At 59.1% G+C, this 20745-nt stretch carries 16 protein-coding genes and 2 pseudogenes; 10 read left to right on the plus strand and 8 right to left on the minus strand.

Annotated features, from left to right (window positions below; translation table 11 throughout):
• Positions 1 to 61 precede the first annotated feature (61 nt).
• Complete coding sequence (locus G5195_RS02900) at positions 62 to 460, plus strand: MerR family transcriptional regulator (protein ID WP_216953528.1); 399 nt, start codon at positions 62 to 64, stop codon at positions 458 to 460.
• Between the two features lie 89 nt (positions 461 to 549).
• Here the strand turns inward: G5195_RS02900 and rplY are convergent, their stop codons facing one another.
• The 5 genes from rplY to G5195_RS02925 form a co-directional block, all read right to left on the minus strand.
• Positions 550 to 837, minus strand: coding sequence for a 50S ribosomal protein L25 (gene rplY / locus G5195_RS02905; RefSeq protein ID WP_005345280.1), 288 nt, complete (start codon positions 835 to 837; stop codon positions 550 to 552).
• Between the two features lie 115 nt (positions 838 to 952).
• Positions 953 to 1786 carry a hypothetical protein gene (locus G5195_RS02910; RefSeq protein ID WP_421223400.1) on the minus strand — a complete coding sequence of 278 codons (834 nt, stop codon included), beginning with the start codon at positions 1784 to 1786 and terminating at the stop codon, positions 953 to 955.
• Positions 1787 to 1881: 95 nt separating this feature from the next.
• Positions 1882 to 5781 (minus strand): ATP-dependent RNA helicase HrpA, encoded by a 3900-nt coding sequence (gene hrpA, locus G5195_RS02915; protein ID WP_421235801.1) that lies wholly within the window; start codon positions 5779 to 5781, stop codon positions 1882 to 1884.
• A gap of 217 nt (positions 5782 to 5998) precedes the next feature.
• The gene (locus G5195_RS02920; protein WP_227342797.1) at positions 5999 to 6418 is read right to left on the minus strand and encodes a CBS domain-containing protein; all 420 of its coding nucleotides are present in this window, start codon (positions 6416 to 6418) and stop codon (positions 5999 to 6001) included.
• Between the two features lie 121 nt (positions 6419 to 6539).
• Positions 6540 to 7817, minus strand: a complete 1278-nt coding sequence (locus tag G5195_RS02925) for an HD domain-containing phosphohydrolase (RefSeq protein WP_421208466.1) — start codon at positions 7815 to 7817, stop codon at positions 6540 to 6542.
• Positions 7818 to 8037: 220 nt separating this feature from the next.
• On the opposite strand from G5195_RS02925, the pseudogene G5195_RS02930 reads away from it, so the two are divergent.
• Both G5195_RS02930 and G5195_RS02935 read left to right on the plus strand, forming a co-directional pair.
• Positions 8038 to 8182 (plus strand): annotated as a pseudogene (locus G5195_RS02930) (IS5/IS1182 family transposase); the annotation flags it as partial.
• Between the two features lie 135 nt (positions 8183 to 8317).
• A pseudogene (locus G5195_RS02935) lies at positions 8318 to 9357 on the plus strand (IS481 family transposase).
• Positions 9358 to 9472: 115 nt separating this feature from the next.
• On the opposite strand, the gene G5195_RS02940 reads toward G5195_RS02935, so the two are convergent.
• Positions 9473 to 10534 (minus strand): tyrosine-type recombinase/integrase, encoded by a 1062-nt coding sequence (locus tag G5195_RS02940; protein ID WP_421235802.1) that lies wholly within the window; start codon positions 10532 to 10534, stop codon positions 9473 to 9475.
• 312 nt (positions 10535 to 10846) lie between these two features.
• On the opposite strand from G5195_RS02940, the gene sbcB reads away from it, so the two are divergent.
• Together sbcB and G5195_RS02950 are read left to right on the plus strand one after the other, a co-directional pair.
• Complete coding sequence (gene sbcB, locus G5195_RS02945; protein WP_421223393.1) at positions 10847 to 12274, plus strand: exodeoxyribonuclease I; 1428 nt, start codon at positions 10847 to 10849, stop codon at positions 12272 to 12274.
• 155 nt (positions 12275 to 12429) lie between these two features.
• Complete coding sequence (locus G5195_RS02950; RefSeq protein WP_005360277.1) at positions 12430 to 12930, plus strand: hypothetical protein; 501 nt, start codon at positions 12430 to 12432, stop codon at positions 12928 to 12930.
• 78 nt (positions 12931 to 13008) lie between these two features.
• Here the strand turns inward: G5195_RS02950 and G5195_RS02955 are convergent, their stop codons facing one another.
• Positions 13009 to 14718 carry a glycoside hydrolase family 36 protein gene (locus G5195_RS02955; protein WP_421235803.1) on the minus strand — a complete coding sequence of 570 codons (1710 nt, stop codon included), beginning with the start codon at positions 14716 to 14718 and terminating at the stop codon, positions 13009 to 13011.
• A gap of 165 nt (positions 14719 to 14883) precedes the next feature.
• Here G5195_RS02955 and G5195_RS02960 point away from each other — a divergent pair, with 165 nt between their 5' ends.
• From G5195_RS02960 to cdd, 3 genes are all read left to right on the plus strand, one after another.
• The gene (locus G5195_RS02960; protein ID WP_005333279.1) at positions 14884 to 15240 is read left to right on the plus strand and encodes a CidA/LrgA family protein; all 357 of its coding nucleotides are present in this window, start codon (positions 14884 to 14886) and stop codon (positions 15238 to 15240) included.
• The gene (locus G5195_RS02965; protein ID WP_104014718.1) at positions 15237 to 15923 is read left to right on the plus strand and encodes an LrgB family protein; all 687 of its coding nucleotides are present in this window, start codon (positions 15237 to 15239) and stop codon (positions 15921 to 15923) included. Before G5195_RS02960 ends, G5195_RS02965 begins: the two co-directional genes overlap by 4 nt.
• A gap of 185 nt (positions 15924 to 16108) precedes the next feature.
• Positions 16109 to 16993 carry a cytidine deaminase gene (cdd, locus tag G5195_RS02970; protein ID WP_005333283.1) on the plus strand — a complete coding sequence of 295 codons (885 nt, stop codon included), beginning with the start codon at positions 16109 to 16111 and terminating at the stop codon, positions 16991 to 16993.
• A 133-nt stretch (positions 16994 to 17126) separates the two neighbouring features.
• On the opposite strand, the gene G5195_RS02975 is transcribed toward cdd, so the two are convergent.
• Complete coding sequence (locus G5195_RS02975; RefSeq protein WP_421222485.1) at positions 17127 to 18512, minus strand: tryptophanase; 1386 nt, start codon at positions 18510 to 18512, stop codon at positions 17127 to 17129.
• A gap of 474 nt (positions 18513 to 18986) precedes the next feature.
• Between G5195_RS02975 and G5195_RS02980 the strand changes: the two genes are divergently transcribed.
• Positions 18987 to 19151 carry a DUF2256 domain-containing protein gene (locus G5195_RS02980; protein WP_421222486.1) on the plus strand — a complete coding sequence of 55 codons (165 nt, stop codon included), beginning with the start codon at positions 18987 to 18989 and terminating at the stop codon, positions 19149 to 19151.
• On the plus strand, positions 19151 to 20671 hold the full coding sequence (locus G5195_RS02985) for a cryptochrome/photolyase family protein (RefSeq protein ID WP_421222487.1): 1521 nt from the start codon (positions 19151 to 19153) through the stop codon (positions 20669 to 20671). Before G5195_RS02980 ends, G5195_RS02985 begins: the two co-directional genes overlap by 1 nt.
• The last annotated feature ends 74 nt before the right edge of the window (positions 20672 to 20745 follow it).

Genomic DNA, 20745 nt, shown 5'->3' on the forward strand with positions numbered 1-20745 from the left:
TTGCAGTGCAGTTTACGTTTAGGTAAGGTGCCAGCAGGATTTAGCTCGCCAAGAAGTTTATATGAACAAAAACAAGGATGAAGCCCGGAGCTACAGCATCAGTGAACTGGCTCGGGAATTTGATATTACGACGCGTAGCATCCGTTTCTATGAGGATCAAGGGTTACTCAATCCCGCCAGAGAAGGGCAGACCCGCATCTACAGCAAGCAGGATCGGGTTCGTCTCAAGTTGACCCTGCGTGGTAAGCGGCTCGGTTTCAGTCTGGCCGAGATCCGGGAGTTGTTTGATCTTTATGATGCCGACAAGAGCAGCCGCACCCAGCTGCAAACCATGCTCGGGCTGGTTACCGAAAAGCGGGAGACGCTGCAGCAGCAGATGGAAGATATCAGGATGGTGCTGCTGGAGCTGGATGCCGCGGAGCGGCGCTGTCAACAGGCATTGCAGCAACTGGGTCGTTAAAGAAGGGGGCCGTGAGATCCCCTTCTCATGCTTCAGATAACAAAAAGCCACTCCTGAGAGTGGCTTTTCTGCTACCTGACGGTTCGTGATTAAACGCGAACGAAGTCCAGGTGAACCAGCTTGTAACGTACCGGGTGACGCTGGATAGCTTTCACTTTCACGTTAACTTCTTCGCCGTTGATAACCAGAGTCAGTACGGACTCATAGAATTCCGGCTTTTCTTGGGCCAGGATGAATTTCTTGTGGTCAACAGTGATGGACTGGGCTTCTTTGCCTGCACCGTAAACGATGGCAGGAACTTGGTCAGCTTGACGCAGGCGGCGGCTCGCACCTTTCCCCAGGTCAGAACGGACTTCAGCTTGGAATACGAAAGACATAGTATGTATCTCTTTTAAAGGAATGTATGGTGCAAACTGCGACCGGTCAGCACCTCGCAAAACGAGCGCGAATACTACCATGGGCCAATAGCGGATACAAGGCTCATCCCGCGCTTTAACGCCCCTGCTCAAGACGAGCAAATTGCTGTTGCCGCTGGGCCGGACTCAACGCATCAAACTGCGCAAGCGTCTCGGCGCGAGGACAGTAGAGCCCCTCCCCGGTTTTGACCCGGATACTGTTACCGAGGCCCGCCCTGTTTTCTGCGGCCAAGGCCAGCAGATAGCTGTAAGTATCTGCCCCCACCCTGCTGGATAGCTGATTGGCGATGCGCCACAGCGTCTCACCCGCCGCGACCCGATGGCACACTGAGCGCCCCTCGCCAACCGCCGGCGCAGAGAGTGTCAGTGTGGTGCTATCAGATGACACGCTGGCCGCCAGCAGACCATCACTGCGACTCCCCCTCTCGCCAACTGCGGCACCAAGCAACGCCAGCAATGGCTCTGCTTCGTAGCGGGGGGCGACCGCCAACTGAACCGGCATGGCACGAGGAACGTTGAACTCGGCGATAAAGGGCGCTATGAGTTGCGATGGCTCAAAAGGTGAAACACTGCCATGCTGCACGGTTGCAGCGACCTGGCCGGGGGCGACCCCGTAAGCCATCTCGTCGATGCGCCGCAATCTTGCCAGATAGGTTTTGGAGAGCTGCGCCTCCCCCTCGAACAGATCGAAAGGGGGGACCAGCCGAGCGGGAAAGAGGATCTGCCAGCGACCATGCTTCTGCTTTTGGGCCAGCGGCGGAAACTGATTGCCACGCCAGGCCACAAACATCGCTGGTGGCGTGCGCGCCAGCGGGTAATATTCCGGGTTCAACTGCACCCAGGTTTGTTCCGCAATGGGTTGATAACCGCTGATCACCACCTGCGCCACACTCAACCAGACCCCCAGCATCCTTGCCTCCCTGACTTGCGGTTTGAAGGGGCTACCTGACCGGCAACCCCTTCTTATCACGCGCTATCATGCTGTTAAAACAGTTAGATAGCAGCTTAGCACTGAGCGATGGCGTTAAGCACCCGTTTATCGGAGACCGGATAAGGGGTGCCCAGATTCTGGGCGAAGAACGACACCCGCAGCTCCTCGATCATCCAGCGGATATTGGCCACCTCGGTGGGCACCAGCTGGGATTTGGGGATCTTGGCCAGCAGCGCCTTGTACTCCGACTCCACACTGTGCACCTTGAGCATGTAGACCCGATCCCGGTTGGAATCGATGGCCAGCTTCTCCAGACGTCGCTCGATGGCCCGCAGGTAACGCAGCAAGTCAGGCAGCCGCTGCCAGCCGGTCTCGGTGACAAAGCCCTTGTGAATAAGGTTGCCGAGCTGCTGCTGGATATCTGACATGGCAAAGGCGGTGTCGAGCTGCATCTTGCCCTTGAGCCGCTTCTTGATCTCATGGGAGAGCGTCAGCACGGCTTCCACCTGCTTGGCCACCTCCACCACCGCATCGTTGAGCTCGGCGCGAACATACTCCTTGAGCGCCTCGAAACCGGCCTCATCCCAGGCCAACCCGCCATGTTGCTCGATCAGCTTGTCGCAGCCGCAGGCGATGCAGTCGTCAATCAGTTCCGCCACCTTACCAAAGGGGTTGAAATAGAGCCCCAGCTTGGCCTTGTTGGGCAGTTTCTCCTGCAGGTACTTGATGGGAGATGGCACGTTGAGCAGCACCAGCCGACGCTGACCGGCCCACATCAGCTGCTGCTGCACCACCGGGCTCTCCACCAGCTGGATGGCGACCGAATCCTTCTCGTCTACCAACGCCGGATAGGCCTTCACCTCGAACCCGCCCCGCTTCTGGCTGTACTCTTGCGGCAGCTCGCCAAAGCTCCACAGGGTAAGACCGGACTGCTCGATATCATCGTCCGCCACTTGTGACAGAGTCTCCTGCACCTTGCCGCGCAGCGACTCTTTTAAGGCCTCCAGATCTTTGCCTTCCGCCACCTTCTTGTGTTTATCGTTCACCACCCGGAAGGTGAGTTTCAGGTGATCGGGCACCGCAGCCCAGTCCCAGGATTCACGGGGCACGGTCACACCAGTCATTCGGCGCAGCTGGCGCTCCATCTCGTCCAAGAGCGGCCCCTGCTCGGGGTTGATGCTGGCGAGCAGCGCATCGGCGTAGTTTGGCGCTGGCACGAAGTTCTTGCGCATCGGCTTGGGCATCGACTTGATGAGAGCCACCAACAGCTCGTGACGCAGCCCGGGGATCAACCACTCGAATCCCTTCACCTCCACCTGATTCAGGAGCGGCAGCGGAATATGCAGGGTCACGCCATCCGCCGCCTCCCCCGGCTCGAACTGATAGGTCAACTTGAGCTTGAGGCGCCCCTGCTGCCAGAAGTTGGGGTAGTCGAGATCGCTGATGTGGGCCGCATCCCCCTTCATCAGCATCTCTTTCTCGAAGTTGAGCAGTTCGGGATCCCGCTTTTGCGCCTCTTTCCACCACTTGTCGAAGTGGCGGGAGGAGATCACCTCCTCCGGCAAACGAGCATCGTAGAAGCGGAACAAGTCCTCGTCATCCACCAGGATGTCGCGCCGACGGGATTTGTGCTCCAGCGCCTCCACCTCGGCCAAGAGCTTGCGGTTATCGCTGAAGAAACGGTGACGGGTCTCGAAATCTCCCTCCACCAGCGCGCGGCGGATAAACAGCTCGCGACACAGCGCCGGATCGATGCGGCTGAAGTTGATGGTGCGCTCATTGACCAGAGTCAGACCATAGAGGGTCACCTTCTCCTTGGCCATCACGGCGCCATTTTTCTTCGACCAGTGGGGGTCGCTGTGGTGCAACTTGATGAGATGGCCCGCCAGCGGCTCCACCCACTCGGGCTCAATCTTGGCGTTGATACGGGCGTAGAGGCGCGAGGTTTCCACCAATTCTGCGGCCATCACCCACTTGGGCGGCTTCTTGAACAGACCCGAGGCCGGGAAGAGGTGGAAACGGCCATTGCGAGCACCGAGGAACTCGGGCTTTTCCAAATCCTTGTTGCCGATATGACTCAAAAGGCCGGTCAACAGCGCGCAATGCACCGTCTTGAAATCTGCCGGTTCATGGTTGGCTTTAAAACCAAGCTCTTTCACCGTCTGACGCAGCTGGAAATGGATATCCTGCCATTCGCGCACCCGCAGGTAGGAGAGAAACTCCTTCTGGCACATGCGGCGGAACGGATTGCTGCCAAGGGTATCCTGCTGCTCTTTCAGGTAATTCCACAGATTGACGAAGGCAAGGAAGTCGGAATCCTTGTCCTCAAAGCGTCTGTGCTGCTCGTCGGCGGCCTGCTTCTTCTCCATGGGCCGCTCGCGGGGATCCTGAATGCTGAGGGCCGCGGTGATCACCATCACCTCGCTCAGGCAGCCGGTCTGCGCCGCGCTGATCACCATCTTCGCCAAACGCGGATCAAGGGGGATGCGCGAGAGCTGGCGACCGGTCTCGGTCAGCTGTAACTTGGCTTCGCGCTCGCCGGTGGCGGGCAGCTCGCGCACCGCCTCCAGCTCTTTCAAGAGAGTCAGGCCATCCTTGATATGGCGGGACTCCGGTGGCTCGACGAAGGGGAACGCCTCCATATTGCCAAGGCCGAGCGCCAGCATCTGCAGGATGACCGATGCTAGGTTGGTGCGCAGGATCTCGGGGTCGGTAAAAGCGGGACGGCCGTTGAAATCCTCCTCGGAGTAGAGGCGGATACAGATACCGTCCGCCACCCGGCCGCAACGACCTTTACGCTGGTTGGCACTGGCCTGGGAGACCGGCTCGATGGGCAGGCGCTGCACCTTGGTGCGCCAGGAGTAGCGGCTGATGCGGGCGGTGCCCGGATCGATGACGTAACGAATGCCAGGCACCGTCAGCGAGGTCTCCGCAACGTTGGTGGCGAGCACGATGCGCCGTCCGGCATGTTGCTGGAACACCTTGTTCTGCTCGGCGTTGGAGAGGCGGGCGTAGAGCGGCAGCACCTCGGTATCCCGCAGGTTGAGCTTGCGCAGGGCATCGGCGGTATCGCGGATCTCCCGCTCGCCGTTCATGAAGATAAGGATGTCTCCTAAACCTTCTCTAGCCAGCTCTTCCACCGCATCGAAAATCCCCTGCAGCTCATCGCGCTCTTCCAGCCCTTCACTTTTATCACTGGTGAGCGGGCGGTAGCGCACCTCTACCGGATAGGTGCGGCCAGAGACCTCTATCACCGGCGCCTTGTTGAAATGGCGGGAGAAGCGTTGCGGGTCGATAGTGGCCGAGGTGATGATCACCTTGAGATCCGGGCGCTTGGGCAGCAGTTGCTTGAGATAGCCCAGGATGAAGTCGATATTGAGGCTGCGCTCGTGGGCCTCATCGATGATGATGGTGTCGTACTGGGTGAGCATCCGGTCGTTCTGGATCTCCGCCAGCAGGATACCGTCGGTCATCAGCTTGATATGGGTCTGCTCGCTAACCTGATCGGTAAAGCGCACCTTGTAACCCACGTAGTGACCGAGTTCGGACTCCATCTCCTCGGCAATACGGGCCGCCACAGTGCGGGCCGCCAGACGACGCGGCTGGGTGTGGCCGATGAAGCCCTTCACCCCGCGCCCCAGCGCCAGACAGATCTTGGGGATCTGGGTGGTTTTGCCCGAGCCGGTTTCGCCGGCGATGATCACCACTTGATGCTCTTCAATGGCTTTGGCGATCTCCACCTGCTTCTGACTGACCGGCAAGTTGTCCGGATAGGTGACCTTGGGTACGCCCGCCAAACGGGACTGGTAACGCGCCTGCGCCGCATCCAGATCGGCGGCAATGGTCTCGAGTACCGCAGCCTGTTTGCCCTCGGGCAACTTCTTGGCACCGTGCAGACGGCTGGAGAGACGGCGGGCGTCGAGGTTCATGCAGGCAGAGAGACGGCGGCGCAGCGCCTCGATAGAGAGAGACAAGGTACGAATTCCTTAAAAGAGTGCCCGACAAGGGGGCCATATCGATAGCTTGGGGAGATCCTAAAGAGCACAGACAGCAGGTGCAAGCCTTAACATGAGACACTGGAGAGGCAAATTAGCCTCCATACCAGGCTACGGATGGGTGAACGCACCATCTCCCAAAACAATGAAGCAGGCCATTGGCCTGCTTCTGTTGCATGTTGCATCCGGTCAGCCCTTAGCCGTGATTGTGTACAAAACAGGTGGTCAACTGGGCATGGATAGCCTGCATCACATTATGGCGATTGATTACCCCGAGCAGCCTGCCCTCCTCCACCACCGGATAGATCTTGGGTTTCTGTCCCATCATCATCTCCGCCAGGGTGAGGATGCTGGTATCTGGCTCAACCGTCAGTACCTCCTTGCGCATCACATCCTTGACCTGAGCGACCTGCTCACAGTGATAAGCTTCCTTGAGCATCACTGCAATGCAATCCTGCTCGGAGATCCAGCCGATCAAGTGTCCCTGCCCATCCACCACTGGCCCTCCCAACTGATGACTGTTCAAAAATTTCTCGACCGCAGCCTGCACCATCATGTCTGCAGTGAAGGTAATAGGTCTGCTCTGCATATAATCCCTGGCTTTTAGCGATTCCATATCAATTCCCCTATCCATAGTCCAATCAGGCTGGCGTCTTGCGCGTCAGTACCGGCACCACGCACGGCTTGCTCCAAGCATAGCTGGCTCACTGCCGGATGGGTCAGCCTCTCCTCCCCCATCAACCGATTGCATATCTGTTTTCATTGGCCGGCATGGCCGCAGCCATCATCTGTGGCAGATGATCCGCTAACGTCGCCACCACGACAGGATCTACCCGACCCTGAGCCGCCAGTTGTTGCATAAAGGCCAGAGCATCACGAGCAGGCAGCCCACGTCGATAAGGTCTGTCCTGCACCATGGCCTGGAAAATATCGGCTACCCGCAGGATGCGCGCTTCGAGCGCCATGGCGGATGCCGGCAGATGGAACGGATAGCCCTCCCCGTCAGGCTCCTCATGGTGATAGGCCGCCCAGCAGGCTATCTCCTCAAACCCTTCGATATGACGCAGGATCTGGTAGGTTTCGAAACTGTGGGTATTGATGATTGCCCGCTCCTCCGGCGTCAAGCCGGCAGGTTTGTCCAATATTTCATCAGGAACCCTCAACTTGCCGAGATCATGCAACAGCCCTGCAATTTCGAGCATGTCACAATGGACACTACTAACCCCCAGCCGCTCAGCCAGGGCACGCGAAAGACGGCTCACTCCGAGGGAGTGTGTCATAGTGAATGGACTTTTGGCATCAACGATACCCGAGAAGATCCTGGCCAACGCTTTTAGCTCACCATTATCGGTGATGCAGGACTCCCGCTGCCTCAGCATCTCGTGCATGTAATCATTGATGGCTCGCGCCTCCAGTTGCAACCAGAACGCCTCCGAGCGGGAGGCTTGGAGAAAACCATCCAACAGATCGGTGGCAAAGAACTCGTCACGGCAATCCTGCAGGCGTGCACGGATCTCGTGTGTATGCATTAACAATGAGCCATCGCCATAGAATGGGGCAGCCAGCGCATCGCAACGATCCACCAGAAAGATAAGGTTGGCCTGACGAGCAACCCGGGGGTCCACATCGGCCATCTCGCGCAAGAGATGCCAGTGGGTATGATGATAACGGATAGGCAGTGCCAACGGGGCCAGCAAGCGGAAATCCTTGAGCAGCTGATATCCTACCTCGCAGTGACGCTGGGAGGACTCCCAATCGAACTCACTAACCAGATGGTGATGGGTGATGGTCGAGGAGACACCAATATCGTGCAGCACGCCGAGCTCAAACAACAAACAACATTCAGCTGTATCCAGCCCCAATACCCGACCACACTCGGCCGCCATGATCCCGACCCGTTTACCATGGGCCACATCGCCAATTCCTACCAGATCCAGTGACGCAGACAAGGCATAAACGACCTGTCTGAGATCCACCTGAAGCGAGCACGAACCGGCTTCCTGCGCTCTGTTCATGATCCCTGTCCCATGCTTTTTTGTGATTATGCAAGGGTGTCGTTTTACTCCTTGCTACTGATAAATCTAGTCATTAATCCCATGGTTTACCTCATCACGGTTTTGCAAAAAGCAGTGCAAAGAGGCTTATAGAGCCCTTGTATCCCTACTACCGCTCAACCGGGCCTCTTTCACGCGAACAAGACCTGCTGCTCGATGGGATTGCCGGGATACACCCAACCGGCGTAGAAGGATAAAAGCGGTCATCGCACAGCATGTGCGAGCAGTCGCGACACCATAAGGTTCCGCACACTGGTGTTAAACAAAGCTCGTTATTGCAGCTAAATGCAGTCGCGCGGTGCTTCGGATGGCTGAAGAGGTTTCAGATATGAAAAACAGGCGAGAGGTTATGCTGTATGGAAATGGTATTCACCTGACAGTTGCCCACAAAAGGGAGTGGTCATACGGCTTCAAACCGGATAACAAAACGGTACCCCTACCGTGTTATCTTGAGTCACCATATTACCACCAACGAGAAAGTAGCACGTCGTAAACTCAGCCTGCTAGAGCTTGCCAAAGAGCTCAATAATGTCAGCAAAGCCTGCAAGCTCATCGGCTACAGCCGTCAGCAGTTCTACGAAATTCGCCGTAATTACCAGACCTATGGCGCCGAGGGATTGCTCGACAAATTGCCCGGCTGTAAAGGGGCTCATCCCAACCGGGTTGCGCCCGAGATTGAACAGGCCATCCTCGATTACTCCCTCACCAGACTAACTCATGGCCCGCAGCGGGTCGCACAAGAACTGGCTCTGCAAGGCATCAACGTCAGTGCGGGCGGTGTGCGTGGCGTGTGGCAACGGCACGACTTGCTCTCCAAACACGACCGCTTGCTGCGCCTTGAGAAAACGCACCGGGAGCTGACCATTGAGCTCAATGACGAGTAAATTCGCCTGTTCGAGCGTCTCAGCCCAGAGTTTCGAGAACGTCAGATTGAGGTCCACTACACCGGAGAACTGGTGGCTGTCGACACCTTCTTCGTCGGCGCGATCCAAGGGGGTGGCAGGTGTATCTGCAAACCGTGCTGGACTGCTACAGCCGCCACGCCTGGGGACGGCTCTACATCAGCAAGCTGCCGGTGACCTCGGTCTATGTGCTCAATGAAACGGTACTGCCGTTTTCCGAGGCCCACGAGGCACGGGTCTATACCATTCTGTCGGATAACGGGCGCGAGTTCTGTGGGCGCCCAGACCATCATCCCTACGAGCTGTTCCTGCAACTGGAGGGGATTGAGCACCGGACAACCAAGGTACGCAGGCCGCAGAGCAACGGCTTTATCGAACGGCTGCATCGCACACTGCTGGATGAACACTTCCGTATCAAGGGGAGGACGACCTGGTATGAGTCGATAGAGCAGATGCAGACAGACCTGGGTAGCTACCTAGCGCACTACAACACCCAGCGGCCGCATCAGGGCAGGATGATGGAGGGACTGACGCCCTACAGCATGTTCAAGAAGGGTCTGAAATTGATACCGAAGGAAGTGCGCTCTAAAGTAGCGTAAACAAGACACCGGCTTGAGGCCGGTGTCAGGTGATAACTAGATCTGTACACACTTGCGCATGAGGGATACCACCTTTCCCAAACCCATCGACCACCAGCCACTGCGCTGGATAAAGTCACACATCATGGCCTGGATTGACAGCCACAACCGGATCAGTGGCAACGCCTAGCTCCCGCTGGATCACTGTCCACCAGCGCTCATAGGCAGCCGCTTGATCCTCAAGCCAGTCATGTTTGTTGTAAACAGCCATCACGCCAGTCAGGGTGTGCCCCAGCATCACTTCGGTGATATGGGGCGACACCCCCAATTCCGATAGCCTGGTCGACAGCGTTCGACGAGCATCATGAATCCGCCAATGGGGGATCCCCAGGCTGCTGCGCAAGCGGCTCACCAACCGATTACATGAGTGGATCTCTAGCGGACCATTCCCCTCCCCCTGACCGGGGAACAGATAGACCGGGTCCACCGAAGCCATGGCGGCTCGTTCGAACAATTGCTTGCCCACCGATGTGATGGGGCGGCGGATAGGCCTGCCGGTCTTGCTGATCTCCGCCGGCACGGTCCAGACCATAGACTCGTAATCCAGGTCCTGACGCCTGAGCGTTCTGGCCTCGGAAAGCCTGCACCCATAGACCAGGCAGAGCAGATGAATCACCTTGTTGCCGGTGCCAGTCCGACTGGCCTCGATGGCCCGCCAGATCTTCGCAACCTCTGGCACCGTCAACACCCGGTGACCGGTCTTAGCGGGAGCGCCAACATCCCTGGCCCGCAGACTCATCATGTTGGGCATGTAGATCGTGCCGCGGCGAGCCTGCCAGTTGAAGCACGCCTTCAATGCCGTGATCACAGCCCGGGTTACCCCTGGTGCCCGCTCACTTATGGTATCGAAATAGCTCAACCACATGTCCATGGTGATCTGGTTGATTGGCCGGTCAGGCAAGCGGTTCTTCACTGACGAGAAGGTATAGAGATAGTATTTCTGGGTGCCTTCTCGGCACTCCCGCATCACGTACTTCTCGAACCACTCATCAAACAAGGCTGCAGGCGTAGGCTCGTCGCCCGAGGCACTGATCCGCGCAACACCGCTTTTGAGCTTATCGGCCTTTATCCGGGCCTCTCGCAAGGTCAGAATCGGGTACCGACCAAGAGAGGTCCGAACCCGCTTCCCGTCGACCACATGCCGAACTTGGAACGCAACTACCCCTTCGGTGAGACCCGGACACTCAACCCATCACCGTCGCTCACTTCGCTCGGGCCAGCATATGGTTTACCATTCACCCCTCGAAGCCAGCTATCTGATAACGCCATTGCTACCCCATTAAAATTTTGTACCACTCTCATGGGGTATTTTGTACCAGATAATGTACCAGCAGGCCATTGAACAACGTCAGGTTTGGGTGAACGATGAAAGTGTCTTCGGAATTTTCACCTCACCAGAACGGCACTAAACCCTGAAAAATCAATCAGAAGCGCGAACACACAAGAACACATGAGCACATCAGCGAAGCAGACCACCCAGCCCACTTACTACTTCCACGACTACGAGACCTTCGGCATCAGCCCCGCCAAGGACAGGCCATCGCAATTTGCCGGTATCCGTACTGATGCAGATTTCAACATCATTGGCGAGCCGCTGGTCATCTACTGCAAGCCGCCGGCGGACTATCTGCCGGATCCGGAGGCGTGCCTGATTACCGGTATCACGCCGCAAAAGGCGATGAAGGATGGGCTGTGCGAGGCGGATTTCATTCGCCAGATCCACGAGCAGCTCGCCACGCCGAATACCTGTGTGCTTGGCTACAACAGCATCCGCTTCGATGATGAAGTGACTCGTTATACCCTCTATCGCAACTTCTATGACCCCTATGCCTACAGCTGGCAGAACGGCAACTCCCGCTGGGATATTCTCGACATGCTGCGAGCCTGCTATGCCCTGCGCCCGGAGGGGATCGAGTGGGCCTTTGACGATGAGGGCAAGCCGAGTTTCCGGCTGGAGAAGCTGACGGTCGCCAACGGCGTCGCCCACGCCAATGCTCACGATGCACTCTCGGACGTGCTGGCCACCATCGAGATAGCCAAGCTGGTGAAAAAAGCCCAACCCAAGCTGTTTGGTTATCTCTTTGATCTGCGTAACAAAAACAAGGTGAAGGCGCTGATTGACGTGGTGACCATGAAGCCGCTGGTGCACGTCTCCGGCATGTTCTCCCCCTGGCAGGGTTGTGCAAGCTGGGTCTCGCCACTTGCCTGGCACCCCACCAACCAGAACGCGGTGATCATGGTGGATCTGACCCGTGACCCCACCCCGCTCATTGAACTCACCAGCGAGGAGATCCGCGAGCGCCTCTATACCAAGAAAGAGGAGCTGGGGGATCTGGCGGGCATTCCGGTGAAGCTGGTGCACATCAACAAGTGCCCGGTACTGGCGCCGGCCGCCACCCTGACCGCGGAACGGGCCGACGAGCTCGGCATCAATCGGGAGCAGTGCCGCAAGAGCCTGGATCTGCTGCGCGCCCACCCCGAGGTACGGGAAAAACTGGTGGAAGTGTTCAATCAGGAGTTCGCCGGCAGTAATGAGAGCGACCCCGATACCCAGCTCTACGCCGGATTCTTTGGCCATGGCGACAAGTCCACCATGGATCTGGTGCGTGCCACCCCCGCGGATCTGCTGGGTGAGCGGGAATTTGCCTTTACCGACGCGCGGCTGCCGGAGATGCTGTTCCGCTACCGCGCCCGCAACTGGCCACACACCTTGAGCGAAGCAGAGCAGAAACGCTGGCGCCTGCACTGCAGCGACTACTTCAGCCGCCGTCTGCCGGACTATGTGCCCCGTCTCGAGGCGCTGGCCGAGCAGAACCAGAGTAACGAACGGAACTTCGCGATTCTAAAGAGTCTCTATCACTATCTGGAAGATTTATGAGTTGTGAGTAGTTTCACAATAAATCCTCCCCGCTCATCCCCTTCTTCAGGTCATAATGACGAAGGGGATTTCCCCAAAAACCAATATCTTGCAACATCCTGAGCGGATGTCTCACAAGCAAGAGATCTCTTTGGCCGAACGGAAGCCATTTGCTGATGCCTCGTCACCACGCACTGCTCGGATTACTGGCCCTGCTGCCGCTGGCAGCCAACGCCGCATACCGGTTCGATGTGCCGGATTATCTTGCTCGCCTGCCCGAGCAGACCTATCGCATCGTAGAACAGAACTTCAATACCCTTTATCAGCAGACTGATTTCACTCCCCTGATCACCAACAGCTACTTCAACGGCTCCCATCTCTACAAGTTTGTCGGGGTACCGCTGGCCATCAGCGCCCAGTCAGGTTTCCAGCTGGAGGTGTTTGGTCAGGTCTATAACCGCGCTTCGCAAGCCTATATGCACCTGAGCGAGGATATGTCCCTTTATCGGGTGATGCGGGTCGATCTGATGGGGAACCCCAATGATCAGCTGGCCATCGGTTTTGGTCTGGGGGTGCCCATCACCCCGTTGCTAACCCTCAAGGCGATCGCTTCCGGCAGTGATATCCCGGGCTATGGCTCTGCCAAATACGCCGTTGGTTTTGAGTGGCGTTACTGAAAAACGTGACTGATAACTGCTGATTGAAACAATTCAGGCTCCGTGATGGAGCCTGAATTGTTTATGGTGAGGTTGTGATCAGGCGTAGCGGATCACCCGCCCTTCGCCCTCTTGCAGGGTCATGGCCGTACCGACTGCCTGCCCATGCCAAAAATCAGTTCCCCCTTCTGGCAGCAGAAACTCCTGTGGTTGCCCCTCCCAGTTGAACAGACAGAGCAGAGTGCCGCCCTCGGGAAGGCTCACTTCACCGCAGGCAAAGTCCATCGACTCGAAACGGGCAGAGGGTGCTCGGGCTGCGCAGAGCGCAAGCAGCTTATGCAGTTGCGCCGCCTGCTCCTCATCGAGATCTTGCAGTCGATCACCAGCCAGCATCATGCCGCCGCTCGCCACCAGCGCTGCCAGATGGAAGCTGTAATCCGCCTTGCTTGCCTGCTGGCTCGGTAGATCCCGCAGGCAGATGCAGTCGGGGTCGAGGGCCCAGAGCTTGTCGTTCTGCCAGGCGCGGCAGAAGGCTTCGCGAGCGATCTGGCGATAGCGGTGGCCGTTGCGTTCCACGTCATCGCTCACCCGCATGCCGTGCACCAACCCAAGGCTTGGCCAAATGGGGGCATTGCAACCGAGCAGGAAAGCGCCTTCACCTGCACCACGCAGGATGGCGGCCATACCGCGCCGATAGGCTTCAACCCGGGTGGCAGCCGGATCGTGGAAACGGCCACCGTGGATGGCGCCCCAGAAGTTGGCATCGAGTTTGAAGTAGTGGATACCCCACTGTTCGCGCAGGGTGCGGAACACCTGCTCAAGGTGCGCCTGCACCTCGGGGTGGGTACCATCCAGCACATACCAGGGGGTACAGCGCCAACCACCATAGGTAACCCGCTCTGAGGGCAGCGGCAAGCCGTCATCCCCCTTCACAAACCAGTCGGGGTGATCCTGAAACACCTGCGAACCGGGCTCTGCAATAAAAGGAGCGACCCAGAGGGCAGGCTCGCAGCCAGCCTGTTTGATCTCCTCAGCCAGTGATGCCACCCCCTGCTCGAACTTGGCCGACGGGGTGAGCCAGTCGCCCATCTTGGCCTGATAGCCGTCATCGATCTGCACGTAACGCAGGGCTGGGAAACGCTCGGCACGCACCTGCAGATTTTCGCGAATATCGGCAGCACTTACCTCGGCGTAGTAGTGATACCAGGAGCACCAACCGCTCGGGCGATCACTCACCTTGCCGATCAGCGAGCCATGCTCGGCCTCGATCAGCCGTGCCAACTCAGCCAGCAGATCTTCGCGCTCCGGCCCTTCGAGGCAGATCAGCGCCTCACTCTGCCAATGCTCACCGGCCGCAAGTTTTCGCCCTTCGCAGTTCATCAGGATCTGCAAGCGACCATCGGGGTAGAGGCGAAACTCCCCGCCAAAACGGTGGCAGCTGGCAAAGGCGAGCAGCAGCCACCCCTTGCCATGCTCCACCAGCAACAGGTTGTGAATGGTGTGATAGTCATTGTCATCAGTGATGCGATAAACGCTGGCATCGGGACAACGGCCGACATGTTGCGGTGATTGCCAGCACCCCATGGTCTGGGCCAGCATCTGGAATCCTTCGCCATAAATGGCGCTCTCCACCGGCAGGCCAAGCTTGCCGTCAAACAGCACCCAGCGCTCGACCGGGGTGGCATCAGAACCGGTGTTGTCGAGTCGCCCCCGGCACAGGGGCCCTTCCCACTGACGGGTTTGCAACAGCTGGGGTGGCAACGCAGTATCGTTCGCCAGCTGGCGAACTCGGGACAAGAGGGATGTCATCACTACTCCTTGTAGTTCGAAAAAGGGTTCTATCAGACGATGTTCAACAGATAATCTGCATACAAATCAGCTTCAAATGAACTGATTTCAGTTGTTATTGTTTTAATGCCGCGACCCGGCCTCTCTGGTAAACTGCGATTTTTCATCACAGTCGATGAGGTTCACGTGATCGCGCAACGCGCCTTGCTGTACTTTCGTGACTTTATGGTCATCGTCGCCTGCCTGCTGGCAGGCAAATCCGTGGCAGCCATCCTGCCGTTCGCCTTTCCCGGCAGCATCATCGGCATGCTGCTGCTGTTTGTGCTGCTCTCCCTGCAACTGATCAAGCTGCACTGGGTCGAGCTGGGGGCAGGCTTGCTGCTGCGCCACATGGGCGTGCTGTTCGTGCCGGTTGCGGTCGGACTGGTGGCCTGGCTTGAGCCCCTGCGCCAATCCTTCGGCGTCATCATGCTCTGCATCGTGCTCGGGATCGTGCTGATCCTCGCCACCGTCGGTCGGCTCTACCAGAGGATGAACAAATGATCTTCTGGCTCGCAATTCCCTTAACGCTCGCGCTCTATTTCGCCACCCGCGCCCTCTATCGACGCCTGCCCTGGCCCATCATCAATCCGGTGCTGGTGCCGACCGCGGTGATCATTGGCCTGCTGCTCTGGCTCGATCTGCCCCTTGAGCAGTACGAGCGCGGCAGCAGCCCCATTACCATGCTGCTGGAACCCGCAGTAGTGGCACTGGCGCTGCCACTCTATCAACAGGCGCGCCAGATCCAGGCCAAGCTCAAGCCCATCCTAATCTGTACCCTAGCCTCCGTCTTGATCTCGGTGTGCACAACCCTGCTGATCGGTCATTTTATGGGCACAGATCCGGCGCTGCTCGCCTCATTGGCGACCAAATCCATCACCACCCCGCTCGCCATGAGCGTCAGCCAGTCCATCGGCGGCATTCCCGCTATCGCCGCCGCAGTGGTGGTGGTGGTGGGGATTGTCGGTGCCCTGATCGGCTACCCGCTGCTCAAACTGTTCAAAGTGACCGACCCGGAAGCACAAGGGCTCGCCATGGGGGCCTGTGCCCACGCCATCGGCACCGCCACCTCCGCCGAGAAGGGGATCACCCAAGGCGCCTTTGCCTCGCTCGCCATGGTGGTGTGCGGTATCCTCACCGCTGCCGTCGCGCCCCTCCTTTTTGCCATCTATCACTGGCTCACCTGACCGATGATTAGCCACCCCGACAGCTCTGCAGCGCTGTCGGGGTGCGACCTGCCGCACAATTTGCACAAGACAAACGTTTCCATTACCATCCCCCTCCGTTTGCCCATCAGGGCGTGAGCCTGCTCACACATTTACCCGAGCTTGCTCCCTACAATGGCCGCCCAATTGGCCTTTGAGGACACACTATGCATCCCCGTTTTGCCAAGCCATTCGATACCCTCTCTGCCCCGCTCAAAGCAGCCGTGCAGCCCATGCTGGATAGTGCCGACTTCAACGCCCGCTTCACGCCGGAGCAAGTCGCCACCCTGAAAGCCGCCACAGGTCTTGACGATCGCGCCCTGCGCCTCGCCCTGTTGCCGCTGGCCGCCGCCTGCTCGGTGGCGCCCATCTCCAAATTTTACGTCGGTGCCATCGCCTGCGGCCTGAGTGGCACCTGGTACTTCGGTGCCAACATGGAGTTTGCTGGGCAAGGTCTGTTCCACTCGGTCCACGCCGAGCAGTCCGCCATCTCCAACGCCTGGCTGGGTGGCGAGACCGGGATCTCTGAAATCACCGTCAACTACACCCCCTGCGGCCACTGCCGTCAGTTCATGAACGAGCTGAGCACCGCCAAGATCCTTAAAGTCTCCCTGCCCGATGACCTGAGCGCCCTGCAATCCTTCCTACCCCACTCGTTTGGCCCGGCAGATCTCGACATCACTGATGCGCTGATGAGCCCGCAGGATCACGCAGAGCTTGAACTTCAAAGCGAAGATCCGCTGTGGCAAGCCGCGCTGGCCGCAGCCCGTCAAAGCTACGCCCCCTATAGCCAGGGCTATGCCGCGGTGGCGCTGCAGTTTGCCGATGGCCGCATCTTCTCTGGCCGCTACGCCGAGAACGCCGCCTTCAACCCCAGCCTGCCGCCGATGCAGATGGCCTGCGCCCATGCGGTGCTTAACGGCGAAGATCTCGCCACCATCCGCCGCGCCGTGCTGCTGGAGAACAAAAACGGCCAGATCAGCCAGCGTGACTCCGCCCAGTCCACCCTCAAGGCGCTGGGCTCGGTCGAGCTGGAGTATCAGGCGGTCTGACCCGACTTTGCTTAGATAAACGAAAGCCCCCGCACCTTGGTGCGGGGGCTTTTTTACTGGGCCGTTTAACCGGGAGCAGCCGGTGATCCTCACTGCTTGGCGCGGTTGATCACCCAGTCTGACCGGTTGCTGATCAGACAGGTTTCAGCCGCGCGGTGAAGTGGCGCAGCAGCGGCGGCTCGTAGTCAAAGGTGAGCCCGCGAATGTCGCTGGCCCGCGCTTTCACCGCGATCAGGCAGTCGGCCACATAGTCCATGTGATCCCGGGTGTAGACCCGACGCGGAATGGTGAGACGCAGCAGCTCGAAGTCCGCCGCCTCCTGCTTGCCGGTGGCGGGATCGCGCCCGAGCAACAGGGAGCCAATCTCCACCCCGCGCACACCCCCTTCCAGATAGAGCTCGCAAGCGAGCGCATGGGCGGGGAACTGCTCGGCCGGAATATGGGGCAGCAGCTTCTTGGCATCCACAAAGACCGCATGGCCGCCGGTGGGGGTCTGGATCGGGATCCCCGCCTCGGCCAGCCGCTCGCCGAGATAGGCCACCTGACTGATACGATAGGTGAGATACTCCTCATCCATCCCCTCGCGCAGGCCAATGGCGAGCGCCGCCATGTCCCGTCCGGCGAGGCCGCCATAGGTGACAAACCCCTCCATCGCCACACAGCGCACCTGCACCGCGCGGAACAGGTCGAGATCCTCTTTGAAACAGCAGAGTCCGCCGATATTGACCAGCCCATCCTTCTTGGCCGACATGGTGAAGATGTCCCCCAGTGCAAACATCTGGCGCACTATCTCATTGATGCTGCACTTCGCATAAGCCGGATCCCGCTCCTTGATAAACCAGGCGTTCTCGGCAAAGCGGGCGGCGTCGATCACCACCGGAATATGGTGACGACGGGCCAGTTCGGAAACCGCCTCCATATTGGCCATGGAGACCGGCTGACCACCGGCGCTGTTGCAGGTGACCGTGATGATGATACCGGCCACGTTGTCGGCCCCCAGGGTCTCGATGGTGTCGGTCAGACGAGGGAGATCAAAATCCCCCTTCCAGGCATAAGGGGCTGTGGTGTCGAGGGCCTTCGGGGTGAGCAGGTTGATGGCCCGCGCGCCAGCCAACTCCACGTGGGCCTTGGTGGTGTCGAAGTGGTAGTTGGAGATAAACACCGGCGCCTTGCCCTTGCAGCGCTTGACCAACTCGGGGAAGAGGATCTGCTCGGCCCCTCGCCCCTGGTGGGTGGGCATCACATGCTGGTAACCAAAAATGTCGCGCACCGTGCGCTCCAGCTCGACGAAGTTGCGGCTGCCCGCATAGGCCTCGTCCCCCATCATGATACCGGCCCACTGGCGGTCGGACATGGCTCCGGTGCCACTGTCGGTCAGCAGATCGATATAGACATCCTCGGCCAGCAGCAGGAAGGGGTTCCAGCCAGCAGCCTCGAGGGCGGCGCGGCGCTCGGCGCCAGTGGTCTGTTTGATGGGCTCGACCATCTTGATACGAAACGGCTCGGGTATACGACGCATAAAAGACTCCTCACCGGCGCAAGGCCAGTGTGTTTGAAATCGGGATTGGCAAAGAGGCCGGGGCGATCAGGGTCGTCCGGCTGACAAATTCAAACGGCGGGTGCCACCAATCAGCGGTGAGGAAAGTCGAAGGTCAGAATGGGATCCCGGGTATACCAGTGGGCGAGCAGGCAAGCTGCCCGGGGCGTAGCTGTCATGATTGGCATCACTCCCCTCCATATCGGTTGTAGACAGTCGGTGGCCAACTATGTCGATGAACCCATGTCCATTGATGGGTGCTGCCAACAGGCAGCCTCGCCACGTTAACGGCTGGTTAATTGGCAAACAAGGGGGGCACCGACGGGCTGTGCGCCCGCTCACAAAGTGGGCATCTGAGCGGCAAACTGGCAGTGAGGTTGATCCGCCCGCGCCCCCGGTTCGTTATTCTCCCTACCCACACGCCACATCCCCCATCAGCCAAGGCCGGAAGCCATCATGCATCGCAAACCCCATCTCCCCGAGAAGATCTGCCCCGTCTGCCAACGCCCCTTCAGCTGGCGGCGCAAGTGGGCGCGCAGCTGGGAAGTGGTTCGCTACTGCAGCGAGCGCTGTCGCCACGCTCGTCACAGCAGCCAGCAACCTGAGGGGGAGCGAGTCTGATGGAGCTGCGCCTGATTCTCGGCGATCAGCTGAACGCCGGTCACAGCTGGTTTCGCACCCCAGATCCGGCGATCTGCTACCTGATGGCGGAGCTGCGCCAGGAGACCGACTACTGCCGCCACCATCGCCAGAAGGTGCTGGCCTTCTTTGCCGCCATGCGCGCCTTCGCAGCAGCCCTCACCCAAGCTGGCCACCGCGTCTGTTACCTGACCCTGGATGAGAGCGCCCGCTGGCCCGATTTGCCCGGCTTGCTGGAGGCTCAGCTCGAAGCACATCAGGCCAGCAGCTTTGCCTGGCAGAGCCCGGACGAGTGGCGCCTCGCCAGCCAGTTGAAAAGCTGGACGGCTGGCCTTGCCATCCCTGCTACCGAGGTGGAGAGCGAACATTTTCTCACTCCCCGCGATGGCTGGCAGCGCTATCCCCATAGCCGGATGGAGTTCTTCTACCGCGCCCTGCGAAAGCAATACCAAGTGCTGCTCGATGAGTGCGGCCAACCCCTTGGCGGGCGCTGGAATTTTGATGACGAGAATCGCGCCAAGCTGCCGGCGAGCCAGCCCATCCCGGCGCCCCTCACCTTTGCCAACGAGGTGAGCGAAATTGACGCCATGCTGACCCGCCACGGGGTCAGCACCATCGGTAAGGCGGATGTCAGCAAGCTGCCGTGGCCTATCACAAGACGCCAGAGTCGCGAGCTGCTGGCCCATTTTCTGGCCCACTGCCTGCCCCACTTTGGCCGCTATCAGGATGCCCTGAGCGAGCGGGGCTGGAGCCTGTTTCACAGCCGCCTGTCGTTTTCCCTCAACAGCAAGATGCTTCATCCGCTTGAGGTGATCCGGGCCGCCGAAGCCCACTGGCAGGCCAATCAGGGCACCATCACGTTGGCGCAGGTGGAGGGGTTTATCCGCCAGATCCTCGGCTGGCGCGAGTTTGTCCGCGCCCTCTACTGGGAAAAGATGCCCGACTACAAGCAGACCAATTTTCTCGAGGCCAACCGGCCGCTGCCCGGTTTCTTCTGGAGCGGCGAAACCAGGATGGCCTGCGTGCGTCACGCCATTCGCCAGTCTCTTGAGCACGGTTACGCCCACCATATCCAGCGGCTGATGGTGACCGGTAACTTTGCCCTGCTGGCGGGGATCGATCCTGACGAGGTGGATCAGTGGTATCTCGGTATCTATGTGGATGCCATCGAGTGGGTGGAGCTGCCCAACACCCGCGGCATGAGCCAGTTTGCCGATGGCGGCCTGATGGGCAGCAAGCCCTACTCCAGTAGCGGCGCCTATCTCGAGCGGATGGGCCACTACTGCAAGGGGTGCCACTATCAGGTGAAAGCCCGCCACGGCGATGGGAGCTGCCCCTTCAACAGCCTCTACTGGCACTTTCTCTGGCGCAATCGGGACAAACTTGGCGGCAATCCCCGCCTCGCCCTCCCCTATGCCAACTGGGATGGCCAAGCCGCAGCGCAGCAGCAGGCCATTCTGGCCACTGCGGAGCAGTACCTGATCAAGCTGGAGCAGTTGTAAGCGGGCCATGTCCCCTGGCACATTCACACTGACAACAGCGCAGCGATTTACGCTGGCAATCAGGCTCACCATCG

This window comes from Aeromonas sp. 601039, assembly GCF_049174415.1.
Classification (GTDB): domain Bacteria; phylum Pseudomonadota; class Gammaproteobacteria; order Enterobacterales; family Aeromonadaceae; genus Aeromonas; species Aeromonas veronii_A.